Consider the following 17,488-nt stretch of genomic DNA (forward strand, 5'->3'; position numbering starts at 1 on the left):
GAGCGGAGTATTCACCATGCTGTCCATACAGCCCCAGGCCCCGACGCCTGCTCGCCCTTCCCGCCTCAACCAGATCGCCTTCACTTGCGCCGCCGCTTTCGCCGGTCTTGCACCGTCGTCCCTGTGCGTCTATGCCACGTGACCTATCGCTCCTGATGGCCCGCTGTCGATTCCCGAAGGGTCCGACAACGGCAAATGTGCAACACACAACAACAACTCCTGTGGAGACAAAAATGAACCTATCACTGCGTAAAGTAGCCCTGGCCGCTGGTTGCCTGATGTTCGCCGGGCAGTTGCTCGCCGAACCCAAGCGTCCGGAATGCATCGCCCCGGCCGCGCCTGGCGGCGGTTTTGACCTGACGTGCAAATTGGCCCAAAGCGCCCTGGTGAACGAAAAACTGCTGACCAAACCGATGCGCGTGACCTACATGCCCGGCGGCGTCGGTGCAGTGGCCTACAACGCAGTGGTCGCGCAGCGCCCGGCCGACGCCGGCACGCTGGTGGCCTGGTCCAGTGGCTCGTTGCTGAACCTGGCCCAAGGCAAATTCGGGCGTTTCGACGAAAACGCCGTTCGCTGGTTGGCAGCCGTTGGCACCAGCTATGGCGCCATCGCGGTCAAGAGCGATTCGCCCTACAAGAACCTCGATGATCTGGTACAGGCACTGAAGAAAGATCCAGGTTCCGTGGTCATCGGTTCCGGCGGCACCGTGGGCAGCCAGGACTGGATGCAAACCGCGCTGATCGCCAAGGCCGCCGGTATCGACCCGCGCAAACTGCGCTACGTGGCGCTCGAAGGCGGTGGCGAGATCGCAACGGCCCTGCTGGGCGGCCATATTCAGGTAGGCAGTACGGACATCTCCGACTCCATGCCACACATCCAGAGCGGCGACATGCGCCTGCTGGCGGTGTTCGCCGAGAAGCGCCTGGATGAGCCGGAAATGAAAGACATCCCGACCGCCCGTGAACAAGGCTACGAGATCGTCTGGCCAGTGGTTCGTGGCTTCTACCTCGGGCCGAAGGTCAGTGATGAAGACTACGCCTGGTGGAAAAACGCATTCGACAAGCTGCTGGCTTCCGAAGACTTCGCCAAGCTGCGTGACCAGCGCGAACTGTTCCCGTTCGCCATGACCGGTCCGGAACTGGACACCTACGTGAAGAAGCAAGTGGCCGACTACAAGATGCTGGCCAAAGAGTTTGGCCTGGTCCAGTAATCGCCTCTGTTCTCGCGGCGGCGCCTGCATCACTGCGGCGCCGCCCAGGAGTTAGTCATGCTCATCCAACGTATTTTCGCTTCAGTGCTGCTGCTGGTTTGCGTCGGCCTCGCGCTGATGGCCTGGCCCTACCAGGCAGCCTTTTCCTATGAACCGGTCGGGCCGCGCGCCTTCCCCTTGCTGATGATCGGGCTGCTGAGCCTGGCCCTGCTTTATATGGTGTTTCGTCCGACGCCCATCGTGCACAGCGACGAAGATCCGCAACTGGATCGCGAGACCCTGCAGAAAATCGGCATCTGCGTAGTGCTGCTGCTGATATTCGCCGGGACCTTCGAACCCCTGGGTTTCATCCTCGCCAGCATTGTGGTCGGGGTTCCGATGGCGCGCCTGTATGGCGGTCGTTGGGTGCCGAGCGTGGTGATCATCAGCCTGATGGCCATCGGTCTCTATCTGTTGTTCGACAAGCTGATGGACGTGCCGCTGCCCCTGGGCCTGCTCGACGTCCTGGAGAATTGATATGGATACCCTGAATTATCTCGGCCAGGGTTTTGGCGTTGCACTGACCCCCTACAACCTCGTTACCGCCCTGAGCGGCACCCTGATCGGCACCGTGGTCGGCCTGCTGCCGGGCCTGGGCCCGATCAATGGCGTGGCGTTGCTGATCCCGATTGCATTCGCCCTCGGTCTGCCACCGGAGTCGGCCCTGATCCTGCTGGCGGCCGTATACCTGGGTTGCGAATACGGCGGACGAATCAGCTCGATCCTGCTCAACATCCCGGGTGAAGCCTCCACCGTCATGACCACCCTGGACGGTTACCCGATGGCCCGCAAAGGCATGGCCGGCGTCGCCCTTTCGCTGTCGGCATGGAGCTCGTTCATCGGTGCATTCATTGCCACCTGTGGCATGGTGCTGTTCGCCCCGCTGCTGGCCAAATGGGCGATTGCCTTCGGACCGGCGGAATATTTCGTGCTGATGGTGTTCGCCATTGTCTGTCTCGGCGGCATGGCCGGAGACCGCCCGCTCAAGACCTTCATTGCGGCGCTGATCGGGCTGTTCCTGTCCTGCGTCGGGATTGACGCCAACAGCGGCGTCTACCGTTTCACCGGGGACAATATCCATTTGACCGACGGCATCCAGTTCGTCGTGCTGGTGCTGGGCCTGTTCTCCATCAGTGAAATTCTGTTGCTGCTGGAAAAGACCCATCGCGGCCAGGAAGCGGTGAAAGCCACCGGGCGGATGATGTTCAACGTCAAGGAAGCGGCGTCGGTGTTCTGGGTGAACATGCGATGCGGCGTGCTTGGCTTCATCATGGGCGTGTTGCCAGGTGCCGGTGCGACGCTGGCCAGTGCCGTGGCGTACATGACGGAAAAACGCATCGCCGGTGCAAGCGGTACGTTCGGCCAAGGTGACAAGCGTGGCCTCGCCGCCCCGGAAACCGCCATCGGCGGCGCCGCCTGCGGTGCGTTGGTGCCGATGCTGACCCTGGGTGTTCCGGGTTCCGGCACCACGGCGGTGATGATCGGCGCGCTGTCGCTGTACAACATCACCCCAGGTCCACTGCTGTTCCAGCAACAACCTGACATCGTCTGGGGTCTGATCGCTTCGTTGTTCGTCGCCAACATCATGCTGGTGATCCTCAACATCCCGATGATCCGCGTCTTCACCCGTATCCTGGCCGTGCCGAACTGGGCATTGGTACCGGTCATCGCGATCATCACCGGGATCGGCGTCTACGCGGTGCACGCCACCACGTTCGACCTGTTCCTGATGATCGGTATCGGCATCTTCGGTTACATCCTGCGCAAGCTGGACTTCCCGTTGTCGCCGGTCCTGTTGGGCTTCATCCTCGGTGGCCTGATGGAACAGAACCTGCGTCGTGCGCTGTCGATTTCCAACGGTGCTCTGGAAATCCTCTGGTCGAGCCCGATCACCCTGGGTTGCTGGGTATTGACCGTCATCATGCTGCTGATGCCATTGCTGCGGATCTGGCGCCGTCGCTCGGCTCAACGTCGCGCCCTGGCCAATGTCTAAAGCAACACTCAGACAATGGTGGGGAACACCGCTGGTCGGTCTGGCCGGCGGTTATCTGGCCAGCCTGATCGGCTGGCCTTTGCCCTGGATGGTTGGCTCGTTACTGGCGATCATCCTGGTGCGCTGCCTCACACCGTGGCAACTGATGGAAATCCCTGGCGGCCGTAAATGCGGCCAGTGGGTGGTCGGCATCGGTATCGGCCTGCACTTCACCCCGGTGGTGATGGAGCAGGTGCTGAGCCATTTTGGCCTGATCTTCTTCGGCGCGCTGATCACCAGCGTGTCCAGCGTGGTGAGTGTGTGGCTGATGCGCCGCACCGGCGAAGACCGCGCCACCGCTTTTTTCTCCAGCATGCCGGGCGGTTCCGGCGAGATGGTCAACCTCGGTGCCCGCAATGGCGCCGACCTGAGCCGCGTCGCTGCCGGCCAGAGCCTGCGGGTACTGGTGGTGGTGCTGTGCGTACCGGCCGCTTTCAAATACTTGCTCGGCGAAGGCGCCCCGGTGCAGCACGCTGCCACGGTGGATTGGCTGTGGCTGGCGCTGCTGTTCCCGGCAGGCGCCCTGCTCGCCTGGGGCTGGGAGCGTTTGCGCCAACCCAACCCGTGGCTGTTCGGACCGTTGCTGGTGAGTGCGGCGGTGAGCATCGGCTGGGATCTGCACATCGGCCTGCCCGACGGCGGCAGCCAGATCGGCCAGTGGCTGATCGGTAGCGGATTGGGTTGTCATTTCAACCGGCAGTTCTTCCGCCGCGCGCCGTCGTTCATGGGACGTACGCTGATCGGCACGGTGTTGACGATGCTGATCGCAACCCTCGCGGCCCTGGGCCTAAGCACGCTGACCCACCTGGACTTGCGGTCACTGACCTTGGGCATGATGCCCGGCGGTATTGCGGAAATGAGCCTGACGGCGGAGACGCTGCAACTGTCGGTACCGCTGGTGACGGCGTTGCAGGTGATGCGGCTGCTGTTTGTGCTGTTTCTGGCGGAGCCGTTGTTCAGGTATTGGATTCGCAAGCCGGGTTCGGTCTGATCGTCCGCGGCGCCTTCATCGCGAGCAGGCTCGCTCCCACAGAATATTGCGGCGTACACAAATCAGTGTGGGAGCGAGCCTGCTCGCGATGGGGCCCGTCAGTTGGGCGCATTAAACCGGCGGCAACCGCCAATCAATCGGCGCTTCGCCCTGTTGCTCAAGAAACTTGTTGGCCCGACTGAAATGCCCGCACCCCAGGAAACCGCGGTAAGCCGACAGCGGCGACGGGTGGACGGAGGTCAGCACCAGGTGTTTGGTGGCATCGATCAGCTTCTGCTTGCCCTGGGCATGGGCGCCCCACAGTAGAAAGACCAAATGCGGCTGGTGCTCACTGACCACTTCAATGACCCGATCAGTAAAGTGCTGCCATCCTTTGCCCGCGTGGGAATTGGCATTGGCACGCTCCACGGTCATGGTGGTGTTGAGCAGCAACACCCCCTGGTCGGCCCAACTTTGCAGGTAGCCGTGATTCGGGATGTCGATATTCAGATCGCGTTTCAATTCCTTGTAGATGTTCACCAGCGAGGGCGGCGCCGGCACGCCCGGCTGCACTGAAAAGCACAAACCATGAGCCTGGCCTGGGCCGTGATAAGGGTCCTGGCCGAGGATCACGACCTTGACCTTGTCCAGCGGCGTGGAGTTGAGGGCATTGAAAATCAACGATGCCGGTGGGTAAATTTCCTTGCCGGCGGCGTACTCCCGACGCAGAAATTCACGCAACTCTGCCATATAGGGCTGGTCGAACTCGGCACGCAGGGCTTGCTTCCAGCTCGGTTCGAGTTTGATACGGTCGTCAGCAGTCATGGTTGCACCCGGTAAAAACAATGGGCGCACCCTAGGAAAGCCTACATGGCTTGTCAATTGATCTGACGCAGAACCGGCACTTTCCTACGCAGCGGTCATACTGATCATTCAAATTTCTGATCGAGGTCACGATGAATCTGCACTTCGAAGAACTCACTGGCATCAATGGCGCCCGTATCGGCATCGCCACCCTGGATGCTGAAAAATCCTTGAATGCCCTCTCCTTGCCGATGATCAACGCCCTGCGCGATCGTCTCGACGCCTGGGCCAGAGAACCGCAAATCGTCTGTGTATTGTTGCGTGGCAACGGCGCCAAGGCGTTTTGCGCCGGCGGCGAAGTGCGCAGCCTGGTAGAGGCCTGCCGCGCTCAACCAGGTGAAGTACCGCCCTTGGCGGCGCAATTTTTTGCCGCGGAGTACCGACTGGACTTCAACCTGCACACTTTTCCCAAACCCTTGGTGTGCTGGGGCCATGGCTACGTGCTTGGCGGCGGCATGGGGCTGTTGCAAGGCGCGAATATTCGGATCGTCACACCGAGCACGCGCCTGGCGATGCCGGAAATCAGCATCGGCCTGTACCCGGATGTCGGCGCCAGTTGGTTCCTGTCGCGGCTGCCCGGCAAGCTTGGCCTGTTCCTGGGCCTGACGGGCGCCCATATGAATGCCCGGGACGCCATTGACCTGGGTCTGGCCGACCGTTTCCTGTTGGATGAACAACAGGACGATCTGATCGAAGGCCTGCTGCAACTCAATTGGCAGGAACAGACGCCCATGCAGCTCAACAGCTTGCTCAAGGCCTTGCAACAGGAAGCCGTCGCCCAATTACCCGAGGCGCAATGGCTACCGCGCCGGCAGAAAATCGACGAATGGCTGGATGTCAGCGATGTGCGCTGCGCCTGGAAAACCCTCAGCCTGCTGGTGGACCATTCAGACCCATTGATCGCCCGGGCGGCCAAGACCATGACCGAAGGCTGCCCGCTGACTGCTCATCTGGTCTGGGAACAGATCGCCCGAGCCCGGCATTTGTCATTGGCAAGTGTGTTGCGCATGGAGTACACCTTGAGCCTCAACTGCTGCCGACACCCTGAATTCAGCGAGGGCGTGCGGGCGCGGCTGATCGACAAAGACCACAAGCCCCGCTGGCACTGGCCGGACATCAACCATGTCCCCGCAGCAGCGGTCGAGGCGCATTTTCACAAGGCCTGGGAAGGGCGGCATCCGCTGGCGGATTTGTCTAACGAGTAAAGAACCTGGGTGGCACACCCGTGAGAGTGACATTCTGTGAGAGCGACATTCTGTGAGAGCAAAGCTTGCTCGCGATAGCGATATGCCAGTCACCGGGAAGCTGACTGGTCCCCTGTCATCGCGAGCAAGCTTTGCTCCCACAAGCGTTATCCCATCGGGTTTGTTACAGGCACAAAAAAGCGGCGCTCAATGCGCCGCTTTTTGCTGCCGATGAATCAGCGGTGGTTACGCCGTCCATCATGATCACCGCGTCCCCGATGATCCCGTCCGCCTCGACCACGACGGTCGTCATTCCAGCCGCCCCGGTTATGGCCGTCCCAGCCGCCCCGGTGTGGATGAGACCGGTATGCCGTGCGCGGTGGCGAGTAATAGCGTGGACCGTGTTGGTAGTAGCGCGGCGCCGAGTAATAGCGTGGTGCCGGTTGGTAATAACGCGGTGCCGAGTAATACCGCGGTGCGTAATAGCCGCGCGGTGCCGAGTAGTAGCTCCCGCCACCGTAATAGACCGGCGCCGGTGAGGTGTAGACCTCGGAACGGTAGTAGCTTGAGCCTCCGTCGTAAGGAACACATGCCGAAAGTGTCAAACCCAGAAACGCAATGAGCAGAAGTCGTCGATACATGGCGGCCTCCTGGACCGCTAATGAGCCACATCAGCGACGCTGGCGGGCGGCAGTCATCTATTGGGTGACTGACGATTAATCTGACAGCGAAATCCGAATCTGGTGCGCCCCGGCAATAAGTTGAAACATGTGCTCCGCGCCTCATCCCGGTGCAGCAAAGCACCACAACCATGCACAAACCCACTGGCGACGCCGCGCTGATCTCTCCCCACCCGCTTTGGACCGGGCCTTTACGCTACTTGGCACGGCTCTCGCTTTAACAAACTCCGTGCAGGAGTCATCACAGGTTCGCGGCACCACAATTTGCAATGGCTGACTAGGGTTCCGGCTCGCCTCTGGCGAGTGGCTGGTCCGAGAGTTGGCGACCTCCAGTTGAGGTTACACGGCGGGACAAAAGCCCGGGAGACAAGCCACCGTTCGCGGTGCCGCGTTGCTCCTGTCCGCCCTTGATCAACTGGAGAACCACCATGCTCAAGCTTCGTCTTTGCGCCCTGCTCCTCGCTACGTTCTCGGCCCTCGTAAGCCCCTCGTCCCCTGCCGCGCAAAAAGACCATTTCAGCGTCTGCTGGACCATTTACGCCGGATGGATGCCCTGGGAGTACGCCGGCAGCCAAGGCATTGTCGATAAATGGGCGAAAAAATACGGCATCACCATCGATGTCGTGCAGCTCAACGACTACGTCGAATCCATCAACCAATACACCGCCGGTCAGTTCGACGGCTGCACCATGACCAACATGGACGCCCTGACCATTCCCGCCGCCGGCGGCGTGGACAGCACCGCGCTGATCGTCAGCGATTTTTCCAACGGCAATGACGGCATCGTGCTCAAGGGTGACGGCAAGAAAGTCGCCGACCTCAAGGGCATGGACGTCAACCTGGTGGAGCTGTCGGTCTCCCATTACCTGCTGGCCCGCGCCCTGGACTCGGTCGGTCTGACCGAGAAAGACCTGAAAGTCGTCAACACCTCCGATGCCGATATCTCCGCGGCCTTCAATACCGACCAGGTCAAGGCCGTCACCACCTGGAACCCGATGCTCTCGGACATCAAGGCCCAGCCCGGCGTGAGCGAGGTGTTCAATTCCAGCCAGATCCCGGGAGAGATCATGGACATGATGGTGGTCAACACCCAGACCCTGCAGGACAACCCGGCCCTGGGCAAAGCATTGACCGGTGCCTGGTTTGAAGTGGTGGCGCTGATGGATGCAAAAAACGCCGCCAGCAAGACCGCACTCGAACACATGGCCAAAGCCTCGGGCACCGATCTGGCCGGATTCCAGTCGCAGTTGGACACCACCAAGTTGTTCGCCACGCCCAAGGAGGCCCTGAGCTTCGCCACCAGTGAGCAACTGCCCGCCACCATGCGCAAGGTCGCCGAGTTTTCGTTCCAGCACGGTTTGCTCGGCGAAGGCGCCAAGGACACCGACGCGGTCGGCATGACGTTTGCCAATGGCGTGACCAGCGGCGACAAGGCCAACCTCAAACTGCGCTTTGACCCGACCTACGTGCAGTTGGCCGCCGACGCCAAGCTGTAAACCGGAGGAGCTGGCATGCGCCTGATCAACCGCTATCCGGATCGCCCCAGCCGCCTGTTGTTGGTGATCCTGCCCTTCGCGCTGGTGCTGTTCGCCTACTTTATGGGCTCGGCCGAACGGTTGACGGACAACCCCAACGACAAGCTGCTGCCCAGCGCGGTGCAGATGGCCGATGCGGTCAAACGCCTGGCCTTCACCGCTGACGTGCGCAGTGGCGATTACCTGCTCTGGCAAGACACCGCATCGAGCCTGCGCAGACTGGCAATCGGCCTGGGCATCAGCGCCTTGGCCGGCCTGTGCCTGGGCATCGCCGCCGGCACGCTGCCGCTGTTCGGCGCGCCGCTGTCGCCGTTGCTCACCGTGCTGTCGATGGTGCCACCCTTGGCGATCCTGCCCATTCTGTTCATCGTCTTCGGTCTGGGAGAATTGTCGAAGGTGATGCTGATCGTCATTGGCATCACCCCGTGTCTGGCCCGGGACCTGGAACAGCGCGCCCGGGAAATTCCGCCCGAGCTGCTGATCAAGGCCCAGACCCTCGGCGCTTCGACCTGGACCCTGATGCTGCGGGTGGTGCTGCCGCAATTGCTGCCACGCCTGTTGATTTCCCTGCGGCTGATGCTCGGTTCGGCCTGGCTGTTTCTGATCGCCGCCGAAGCCATCGCCTCCACCGATGGGCTGGGCTATCGGATTTTCCTGGTGCGCCGGTACCTGGCGATGGATGTGATCTTGCCGTACGTGGTGTGGATCACCTTGCTCGCCTGGCTGATGGACTGGGGTCTCAAGCACCTGACCCGGCGAGCGTTCCCCTGGTATGAGGGGGCGAAGGCATGAGCTTCATCAAGGTCAATAACGTCTGGCAGCAGTACGCCGATCAGGTGGTGCTCGAACGCTTGAACCTGAGCGTCGCCGAAGGCGAGTTCTGCACGCTGGTGGGGGCGTCGGGTTGTGGCAAATCGACCTTTCTGCGGCTGCTGTTGGGCCAGGAGCGCGCCAGTCGCGGGCAGATTCTGCTGGACGGTGAGCCTCTGGCTGGTGAGCCGGATGCCAGCCGTGGCGTGGTGTTCCAGCGTTACTCAGTGTTCCCGCATCTGACGGTGCTGAACAACGTTGCCCTGGGCCTGGAACTGCCGCGCTCGCCGCTGCTGGGACGCCTGTTCGGCAGCGCCAAACGCCAGGCCCGTGAAGAGGCCGCGCATCTGCTGAACAAGGTCGGCCTCGGCCATGCACTGGACAAATACCCGGCGCAGTTGTCCGGGGGCATGCAACAGCGGCTGGCCATCGCCCAGGCGCTGATCATGAAACCCCGTGTATTGCTGCTGGACGAGCCCTTCGGCGCACTCGATCCCGGCATTCGCAAAGACATGCACGCCCTGTTGCTGGAGCTGTGGCGCGAAACCCGCTTGACGGTGTTCATGGTCACCCATGACCTGTCCGAAGGATTCAGCCTCGGCACCCGCCTGCTGGTGTTCGACAAGGTTCGCGTCGATCCCCATGCCCCCGGCGCCTATGGCGCGCGCATCACCTACGACATTCCACTGAACAGCGACCGCCGCACCGCCCGTGCCGCCGTCGACGCCCTGCCCGCCGAACTGGCCGGCGCATTGCGTATCGCTTGAAAGGAGTTTTCCCATGACCGATTCGACCCAATTGTTTCCTCCCTTCGCCGAAGAGCTGCTGCCCGGTGGCGGCCACCGTTCCTTCGTGCTCAAGCGCGGTCAACTGCTGCGCCTGACCGATCTGCGCGGCGGGGCCAACGTGAGCCTGACGCTGCTCAATGCCAATGAGAAAACCGAGCGCCTGAACCTGCCCGACAGCCTCAAATGCCAACACACCGCCAAACTCACCACCGGCCATTGCCTGTACTCGGACATGGGCCGGGTGCTGGCGGCGATCACCGCCGACACGTGCGGCTGGAGCGATAGCCTAGGCGGTGTGCTCTGCGCCGAGGAAGTGGCCGAAAAATACGGCCAGGGCCGCTATCAGGAACTGCGTAACGGGTTCTTTCGCAACGGCACCGACAACCTGTTGGTGGAGCTGGGCAAATGGGGGTTGGGCCTGTCCGACCTGCTGATGACCCTCAACCTGTTCAGCCGGGTCGATGTCGATGAGGCCGGCAACTTTCACTTCGTTGAAGGCCATTCCAAGGCCGGCGATTACATCGAGCTCTACGCACCGATGGATACCCTGGTGGTACTGACTGCGCTGCAACACCCGATGGACCCGAACCCCCAATACGCCCCGCAACCGCTCAAGCTCAGCTGGATGAACGCCGAGCCCAGCGTGGCCGAGCACTGCCGCAACTCGCGCCCGGAAAACCAGCGCGGCTTCATCAACACCGACCGCCTGTTCGCCTGAGGATCGCTGCCATGTCACTTGCCATCGCCACCCTGCAAAAGCAGCCCGACGCCGCCATCTACCGCGCCACCATCCCCGCCGGGGAACCCTGGCTGGTGGAGGTCAAGGCCGGCCAGACCCTGCGCATCCTCGACCTGGAAGGCAACCAGGCGATCGATACGCTGTTCTACAGCCTGGCCAATCCCAAGGAACGCTACGACGTGCAGCGCACCCTGCGCCGGCAGAACAGCGTGTACCTGAGCACCGGCAGCGTGCTGTATTCCAACCTCGGCCAGCCCATGCTGACCATCGTTGAAGACACCTGCGGGCGCCACGACACCCTCGGTGGCGCCTGCGCCCAGGAAAGCAACACCGTGCGCTACGCCTTGGAAAAACGCTACATGCACAGTTGCCGCGACAACTACCTGCGGGCCTGCGCCCACGACGGTCGTCTGGGCAAGGGCGACATCGGGCCGAACATCAACTTCTTCATGAACGTGCCGGTCACCGCCGACGGCGGCCTGACGTTCGAGGACGGGATTTCGGCGCCCGGCAAATACGTCGACCTGCGGGCCGAGATGGACGTGATCGTCCTGATCTCCAACTGCCCGCAACTGAACAACCCGTGCAACGCCTACAACCCCACGCCAGCGGAGCTTTTGATATGGAACTGAAACTCACCCGCCTGCGCCGCTGGCTGTTTGCGTTGTGCCAGAGCCGGTCGGGGCAGTGCATCAAATAACGCCCTGATCCCCTGTGGGAGCGAGCTTGCTCGCGATAGCGATCTGTCAGGTACATCAAGGTTGGATGAGCCGCCGCTATCGCGAGCAAGCTCGCTCCCACAGGGTCTAGCGGTGTTATTTAAGGAAGGTTTCGCTCACGGGGACGACCCCGGCGGCCATCGAAAACTGCGGGACGGCCCGCATCCCAGTTCAGGCTGACAGTCATGCCTGAGGGGGTTACGCCATGTTCAAAAAAATCCTCATCGCCAACCGTGGCGCCATCGCCTGCCGGATCCTGCGGACCCTGCGTGAGCTGAAGGTCGAAGGCGTCGCGGTGTATTCCCAGGCCGATGCGGCCAGCTTGCATATCCTGCAGGCCGACGAAGCCCACTGCCTGGGCGAAGGTGCGGCGGCCGGTACGTATCTGGCGGTGGACAAGCTGCTGGCAATCGCCAAAAGCAGCGGCGCGACGGCGATCCATCCCGGCTACGGCTTTCTCTCGGAAAACGCCGCCTTCGCGCAGGCCTGCGAGGCCGCCGGCATCGCTTTCATCGGCCCGACGCCAGAGCAACTGCGTGTATTCGGCCTCAAGCACACCGCCCGCGACCTGGCTCGCCGGCACGGCGTGCCACTGCTCGAAGGCAGCGAACTGCTCGACAGCCTCGACGCCGCGCTACTGGCCGCCAACCAGGTCGGCTATCCGGTCATGCTCAAAAGCACCGCCGGGGGCGGTGGCATCGGCATGCGTGTCTGTCGCGATGCCGCCGAGTTGAGCGAGTCATTCGAAGCGGTCAAGCGCTTGGGCCAGAACAACTTCAGCGATGCCGGCGTGTTCATCGAGAAGTACATCGAGCGGGCTCGACATCTTGAGGTTCAGGTATTCGGCGATGGCCAGGGCCAGGTGATCGCACTGGGCGTGCGCGACTGCTCGGTGCAGCGGCGCAACCAGAAAGTCATCGAAGAAACCCCTGCGCCCAACTTGCCCGAAGGTATGGCCGAGGAGCTCTGCGCAGCAGCGATTCAACTGGCCCAGGCGGTCAACTACCGCAGCGCCGGCACCGTGGAGTTCGTGTTCGACAGTGACGCCGGGCGCTTTTACTTTCTGGAAGTGAACACCCGCTTGCAAGTGGAGCACGGCGTCACCGAACAAGTGTGGAACGTCGACCTGGTGCGCTGGATGGTGCAACTGGCCGCCGGGGACCTGCCGCCCCTGAGCGAGTTGAGCCAGGGGTTGCGAGCCCAGGGTCATGCGATTCAGGCGCGCGTGTATGCCGAGGATCCAGGCCGGGACTTCCAGCCGAGCCCGGGGCTGCTGACCGCTGTGCAATGGCCGCCAGCCGACGGCAAACAACTGCGCATCGACACCTGGGTCGAGGCCGGCTGCCAGATTCCACCCTACTTCGACCCGATGATCGCCAAAGTCATTCGTTGGGCGCCGACCCGTGAGCAGGCACGCCTGGGCTTGCATCAAGCGCTGAATGAAAGCCTGTTGTACGGCGTGGAAACCAACCGCGACTACCTGCAACAGATTCTCCTCGATGCACCCTTTGCCAGCGGCCAGCCCTGGACTCGCTGCCTTGAGGCGCTGGTCTATCGCGCCCACACTTTTGAAGTGCTCAGCCCCGGCACCCAGACCAGCATTCAGGACTACCCCGGCCGACTCGGCTATTGGGCGGTGGGTGTTCCGCCATCGGGACCGATGGACAGCCGCTCGCTGTGCCTGGGCAATCGCCTGCTGGGCAATGAAGAAGGCGCCGCGGCGCTGGAAATCACCATGAGCGGGCCGTTGCTGCGTTTCAACTGCGCTGCCAGGGTGGCCGTGACCGGCGCGGTCATTGCGCTGACCCTCGATGACGAAGCTGTGCCGATGAACACTGCCCTGTCGATTCCTGCCGGTTCCACGTTGGCGATCGGCACCATCGCCGGCGCCGGGGCGCGCAGTTACTTGTGCCTGCAAGGCGGCGTGCAAGTGCCGGATTACCTGGGCAGTAAAAGCACCTTCACCCTCGGCCAGTTCGGCGGCCATGGGGGGCGGGCCTTGTGTACCGGCGACGTGTTGCACCTGGCGCCCCTGGATGAGCGCGCGACCGTGGCGCACACGAGCGAGCCCACTCTGGAACTGCCCGACGTGCGGCAGATCCGCGTGATTTACGGCCCCCATGGCGCGCCGGAATACTTCACCGAGCGCTACATCCATACCTTCTTCGACACGGCCTGGGAAGTGCATTTCAACTCCAGCCGAACCGGCGTGCGCCTGATCGGGCCGAAACCCGAATGGGTACGCGCCGACGGCGGCGAGGCCGGACTGCACCCCTCCAACATCCATGACAACCCGTATGCCATCGGCGCCGTGGACTTCACCGGCGACATGCCCGTCATCCTCGGTCCCGACGGCCCGAGCCTGGGTGGTTTCGTCTGCCCGGTGACGGTGATCGAGGCGGATCTTTGGCAACTGGGGCAACTGAAGGCCGGGGACAGGGTGCGGTTTGTGCCGGTAGACCTGAAGACCGCCCGCTCTCTGACCTTGGAATGGAATCAATGTGGGAGCGAGCCTGCTCGCGATGAAGTGGATGCGGAGTCTGATCTGGCCCCATCGCGAGCAAGCTCGCTCCCACAGGGGTTTGGGTCGCCAGTGGTGTTGGATATCGGTCAGGACGATACCCGTCTGGTGGCGAGATTGGCCGGCGACACGCACCTGCTGCTGGAGATAGGCGCTCCCGAACTGGATCTGGTGCTGCGTTTTCGCGCCCATGCCTTGATGCAGGCGCTGGAGCACAAACAGTTGCCCGGCGTAATCGACCTCACGCCGGGCATTCGTTCGTTGCAAGTGCATTACCAACCCGAACAACTGCCGCTGGCCGAACTACTGCAAATCCTCAGCGGTGAATGGGACGCGGTGTGCGCCGCGCAGGATCTGCAGGTGCCGTCACGCATCGTGCATCTGCCGCTGTCCTGGGACGATCCGGCTTGCCAGCTGGCCATCGAAAAATACATGACCACGGTGCGCAAGGACGCGCCCTGGTGCCCGAGCAATCTGGAGTTCATCCGCCGTATCAACGACCTGCCCAACCTCGACGCAGTGCAACGCACGGTGTTCGACGCCAGCTACCTGGTGATGGGCCTTGGGGATGTCTACCTCGGCGCGCCGGTCGCCACGCCACTGGACCCTCGGCATCGGCTGGTGACCACCAAATACAATCCGGCCCGCACCTGGACTGCGGAAAACTCGGTGGGCATCGGCGGCGCGTACATGTGTGTGTATGGCATGGAAGGCCCAGGTGGATATCAGTTCGTCGGGCGCACGTTGCAGATGTGGAATCGTTATCGCGAGGTCGCCGCATTCGACGGCAAACCCTGGCTGTTGCGGTTCTTCGACCAGATCCGCTTCTACCCGGTCAGCGCCGATGAACTGCTGCGCATCCGCCGGGACTTCCCGCTGGGCCGCTTCGACCTGAACATCGAACACGGTCAACTCAACCTTGCTGATTACCAGCGCTTCCTGGCGCAGGAGGCGGACAGCATCGCCGCGTTCCGGGCGCAGCAACAAGGCGCCTTCAATGCCGAGCGCGAGCGGTGGATCGCCAGTGGCCAGGCGCACTTCGACAGCGAAGAACCGGCACCCGCGCCCAGCGAAGATTCGCTACTGAGCGAAGATCAACTCAGTGTCGATAGCCACATCGCTGGCAATCTCTGGCAGGTCCAGGTGCAGGTGGATGCTCGGGTCAGCGCGGGTGACGTACTGGTGATTCTGGAGTCGATGAAGATGGAGATCCCACTCCTCGCCCCCGTGTCCGGAGTGGTGCGCCAGATTCGTGTACAGCCCGGCTCGGCGGTGCGCGCCGGACAACGTGTGGTGGTGCTGGAACGTGACTGAACTCAATCAAAGGATTAATGCCATGACCCCATCTTTACGCCTGGACGATCTGCGCGACGCCTACCGCAGCGGTGAACTTACACCCCGTAATCTACTGTTGAGCCTGCGGGAAAAAGCCGCGGCGCTGAACCCGGACTACCACCTGTTCATCCACCTGCTGACGCCCGAGGAGCTGGAACCTTACCTCGTCGCGCTGGAGGGCCAGGATCTGGAAAACCTACCGCTGTATGGCGTGCCGTTCGCGATCAAGGACAACATCGACCTGACAGGCATTCCCACCACGGCCGCCTGCCCGGCGTTCAGCTACGTGCCGCAACGTTCGGCCACCCTTGTCGAGCAGCTACTGGCCTTGGGCGCGATTCCTCTGGGCAAGACCAATCTCGACCAGTTCGCCACCGGGCTCAACGGCACCCGCTCGCCTTACGGTGCCTGTCGCAATAGCGTGCTGCCCGATTATCCGGCCGGCGGTTCAAGCGCCGGCTCATCACTGGCGGTGGCCCTAGGTGTGGCAAGCTTTGCCCTGGGCACCGACACCGCAGGCTCGGGTCGGGTGCCGGCGGCGCTGAACAATCTGCTGGGGCTGAAGGCCACCAAGGGATTGATTTCCACGGCGGGTGTGGTGCCGGCCTGTCGCACGCTGGACTGCGTCACGACCTTCACCGCTACAGCCCGGGAAGCCAGCCAGTTACTCGCGCTGACAGCCCGTCTCGACCCACGCGATGAGTACAGCCGCCGCAACCCGCAGTGGAACGACGGCACAGCGTTCGGCGCGCCACGCAGCTTTCGCTTCGGCGTGCCTCGTCGGCAAGACCTGGCTTTTTTCGGCTGCCACGAAGGTCCACAACTGTTTCAAGCGGCCATCGAGCGCCTCAAGGGCCTGGGCGGCGAAGCGGTGGAACTGGACCTGTCCCCGTTTCTCGAAGCCGCCCGGCTCCTTTATGAAGGGCCTTGGGTGGCTGAGCGCTACAGCGTTGCCGGGGAGTTGATGGAGCGCGAGCCCGACGCCGTACTGCCAGTTATCCGCGCCGTATTGGCGAAAGCGCCTACCGTGGATGGCGTACAAACCTTCCGTGCCCAGTACCGTTTGCAAGTGCTCAAAGCCCAATGCGATCGCGTCATGGAAACGCTCGATTGCGTCCTCACCCCGACCATCGGTCGCCCGGTGACCCTCGCCGAACTGGCCGCCGAACCGGTGCTGCGCAACTCGGAGCTGGGTTATTACACCAACTTCATGAACCTGCTGGACTACGCTGCCGTCGCTGTTCCCAGCGCATTCATGGCTAACGGCTTGCCTTGGGGCGTGACGCTGTTCGGTCGGGCCTTCACCGATCAATACCTGTTAAGCGTCGCCGATGCCTTGCAACGCCAGCAAGAGCCAGCCGTGCCAGCGCCGGCCAACCCGGCTCGCCATGACCGGGCGCGGCTGGTGGTATGCGGGGCGCATCTGGACGGTTTGGCGCTGAACTGGCAGCTCCAGCAACGCGGAGCCCGTCTGATCGAGGCCACCCACAGCTCAGCCGATTACCGTCTCTACGCACTGGCCGGCGGCCCGCCTCTGCGCCCCGGCATGCTGCGGGTCAGTGAAGGCGGCGTGGCTATCGAGGTGGAGGTTTGGGAATTGCCGAGCAGCGAACTCGGTTCGTTCCTGACCGCCATCCCCGCGCCGCTTGGGCTGGGCAAGGTACAACTGGCCGACGGTCGCTGGGAAAGCGGATTCATTTGTGAGCCGTATGGTTTGACGGGCGCGCAGGACATCAGCCATTTGGGGGGATGGCGGGCCTATTTAGATAGTCTGAAACAGTTGTGATTGTGTGGCGAGGGAGCTTGCTCCCGCTCGGCTGCGAAGCAGACGCTTTTGCGGCCGCTGCACTTCGGTAAATCCCTCGCCACCCTTTACAAACCTGCAAATCCGAGCACCTTTTCCTACAAGGCCACTAAACTGATTTCATTGGGTCTGCGCCAAGGAAATCGCCATGTCGCTCCGTTCGCCGTTGTATTCCCAGCGCAAGCCGCTCCTGCTCGTGGCGGGGCTGCTAGGTGCAGGCTTTCTGATCATTTCATTGTTGGGCTACCACGCTGCCA

The 17,488-nt window shown here is 62.4% G+C and carries 15 protein-coding genes and 1 riboswitch; of the genes, 13 read left to right on the forward strand and 2 right to left on the reverse strand.

The annotated features are described in order from the left end of the window. The first annotated feature begins 16 nt into the window (after positions 1 to 16). The 5 genes from PSEUDOMOFG3G_RS28145 (at position 17) to PSEUDOMOFG3G_RS19695 (ending at position 4,273) form a co-directional block, all read left to right on the forward strand. Entirely contained in the window at positions 17 to 142 is a 126-nt protein-coding gene (locus tag PSEUDOMOFG3G_RS28145; RefSeq protein ID WP_256676726.1) for a hypothetical protein, read from the forward strand. 91 nt (positions 143 to 233) lie between these two features. Next, positions 234 to 1,211 (forward strand): tripartite tricarboxylate transporter substrate binding protein, encoded by a 978-nt coding sequence (locus PSEUDOMOFG3G_RS19680; protein ID WP_047227979.1) that lies wholly within the window; start codon positions 234 to 236, stop codon positions 1,209 to 1,211. 57 nt (positions 1,212 to 1,268) lie between these two features. Further along, a complete protein-coding gene (locus tag PSEUDOMOFG3G_RS19685; RefSeq protein WP_092397315.1) occupies positions 1,269 to 1,727 on the forward strand; it encodes a tripartite tricarboxylate transporter TctB family protein in 459 nt (152 codons plus the stop codon). Between the two features lies 1 nt (position 1,728). Continuing rightward, positions 1,729 to 3,243, forward strand: coding sequence for a tripartite tricarboxylate transporter permease (locus PSEUDOMOFG3G_RS19690; RefSeq protein WP_139050920.1), 1,515 nt, complete (start codon positions 1,729 to 1,731; stop codon positions 3,241 to 3,243). Beyond that, positions 3,236 to 4,273, forward strand: coding sequence for an AbrB family transcriptional regulator (locus tag PSEUDOMOFG3G_RS19695; protein ID WP_047227982.1), 1,038 nt, complete (start codon positions 3,236 to 3,238; stop codon positions 4,271 to 4,273). Before PSEUDOMOFG3G_RS19690 ends, PSEUDOMOFG3G_RS19695 begins: the two co-directional genes overlap by 8 nt. Before the next feature lie 111 nt (positions 4,274 to 4,384). Here the strand turns inward: PSEUDOMOFG3G_RS19695 and ung are convergent, their stop codons facing one another. After that, positions 4,385 to 5,077: a uracil-DNA glycosylase gene (ung, locus tag PSEUDOMOFG3G_RS19700; protein WP_047227983.1), complete on the reverse strand. Its 693-nt coding sequence runs from the start codon at positions 5,075 to 5,077 to the stop codon at positions 4,385 to 4,387. 131 nt (positions 5,078 to 5,208) lie between these two features. On the opposite strand from ung, the gene PSEUDOMOFG3G_RS19705 reads away from it, so the two are divergent. Beyond that, positions 5,209 to 6,321, forward strand: coding sequence for an enoyl-CoA hydratase/isomerase family protein (locus PSEUDOMOFG3G_RS19705; protein ID WP_047227984.1), 1,113 nt, complete (start codon positions 5,209 to 5,211; stop codon positions 6,319 to 6,321). Positions 6,322 to 6,536: 215 nt separating this feature from the next. Here PSEUDOMOFG3G_RS19705 and PSEUDOMOFG3G_RS19710 read toward each other — a convergent pair whose 3' ends face one another. Beyond that, entirely contained in the window at positions 6,537 to 6,941 is a 405-nt protein-coding gene (locus tag PSEUDOMOFG3G_RS19710; protein ID WP_107322081.1) for a hypothetical protein, read from the reverse strand. 305 nt (positions 6,942 to 7,246) lie between these two features. After that, positions 7,247 to 7,348: riboswitch (guanidine-I (ykkC/yxkD leader) on the forward strand. 60 nt (positions 7,349 to 7,408) lie between these two features. Here PSEUDOMOFG3G_RS19710 and PSEUDOMOFG3G_RS19715 point away from each other — a divergent pair. The 7 genes from PSEUDOMOFG3G_RS19715 to atzF all read left to right on the forward strand — a co-directional run bounded on the left by PSEUDOMOFG3G_RS19715 (position 7,409) and on the right by atzF (position 17,213). Further along, positions 7,409 to 8,476 (forward strand): putative urea ABC transporter substrate-binding protein, encoded by a 1,068-nt coding sequence (locus tag PSEUDOMOFG3G_RS19715; RefSeq protein ID WP_139050921.1) that lies wholly within the window; start codon positions 7,409 to 7,411, stop codon positions 8,474 to 8,476. A gap of 15 nt (positions 8,477 to 8,491) precedes the next feature. Further along, positions 8,492 to 9,307, forward strand: a complete 816-nt coding sequence (locus tag PSEUDOMOFG3G_RS19720; protein WP_047227986.1) for an ABC transporter permease — start codon at positions 8,492 to 8,494, stop codon at positions 9,305 to 9,307. Next, a complete protein-coding gene (locus PSEUDOMOFG3G_RS19725) occupies positions 9,304 to 10,092 on the forward strand; it encodes an ABC transporter ATP-binding protein (RefSeq protein WP_047227987.1) in 789 nt (262 codons plus the stop codon). Before PSEUDOMOFG3G_RS19720 ends, PSEUDOMOFG3G_RS19725 begins: the two co-directional genes overlap by 4 nt. Positions 10,093 to 10,105: 13 nt before the next feature. After that, positions 10,106 to 10,831, forward strand: coding sequence for an urea amidolyase associated protein UAAP1 (locus PSEUDOMOFG3G_RS19730; RefSeq protein ID WP_107322079.1), 726 nt, complete (start codon positions 10,106 to 10,108; stop codon positions 10,829 to 10,831). Positions 10,832 to 10,842: 11 nt separating this feature from the next. Further along, entirely contained in the window at positions 10,843 to 11,484 is a 642-nt protein-coding gene (locus PSEUDOMOFG3G_RS19735; RefSeq protein WP_139050922.1) for an urea amidolyase associated protein UAAP2, read from the forward strand. A 292-nt stretch (positions 11,485 to 11,776) separates the two neighbouring features. Then, a complete protein-coding gene (gene uca, locus PSEUDOMOFG3G_RS19740; RefSeq protein WP_139050923.1) occupies positions 11,777 to 15,406 on the forward strand; it encodes an urea carboxylase in 3,630 nt (1,209 codons plus the stop codon). 22 nt (positions 15,407 to 15,428) lie between these two features. Beyond that, positions 15,429 to 17,213, forward strand: coding sequence for an allophanate hydrolase (atzF, locus tag PSEUDOMOFG3G_RS19745; RefSeq protein ID WP_139050924.1), 1,785 nt, complete (start codon positions 15,429 to 15,431; stop codon positions 17,211 to 17,213). Positions 17,214 to 17,488: the final 275 nt, after the last annotated feature.

It is taken from the genome of Pseudomonas sp. FG-3G, from assembly GCF_901007645.1.
Taxonomy (GTDB): domain Bacteria; phylum Pseudomonadota; class Gammaproteobacteria; order Pseudomonadales; family Pseudomonadaceae; genus Aquipseudomonas; species Aquipseudomonas rhizophila.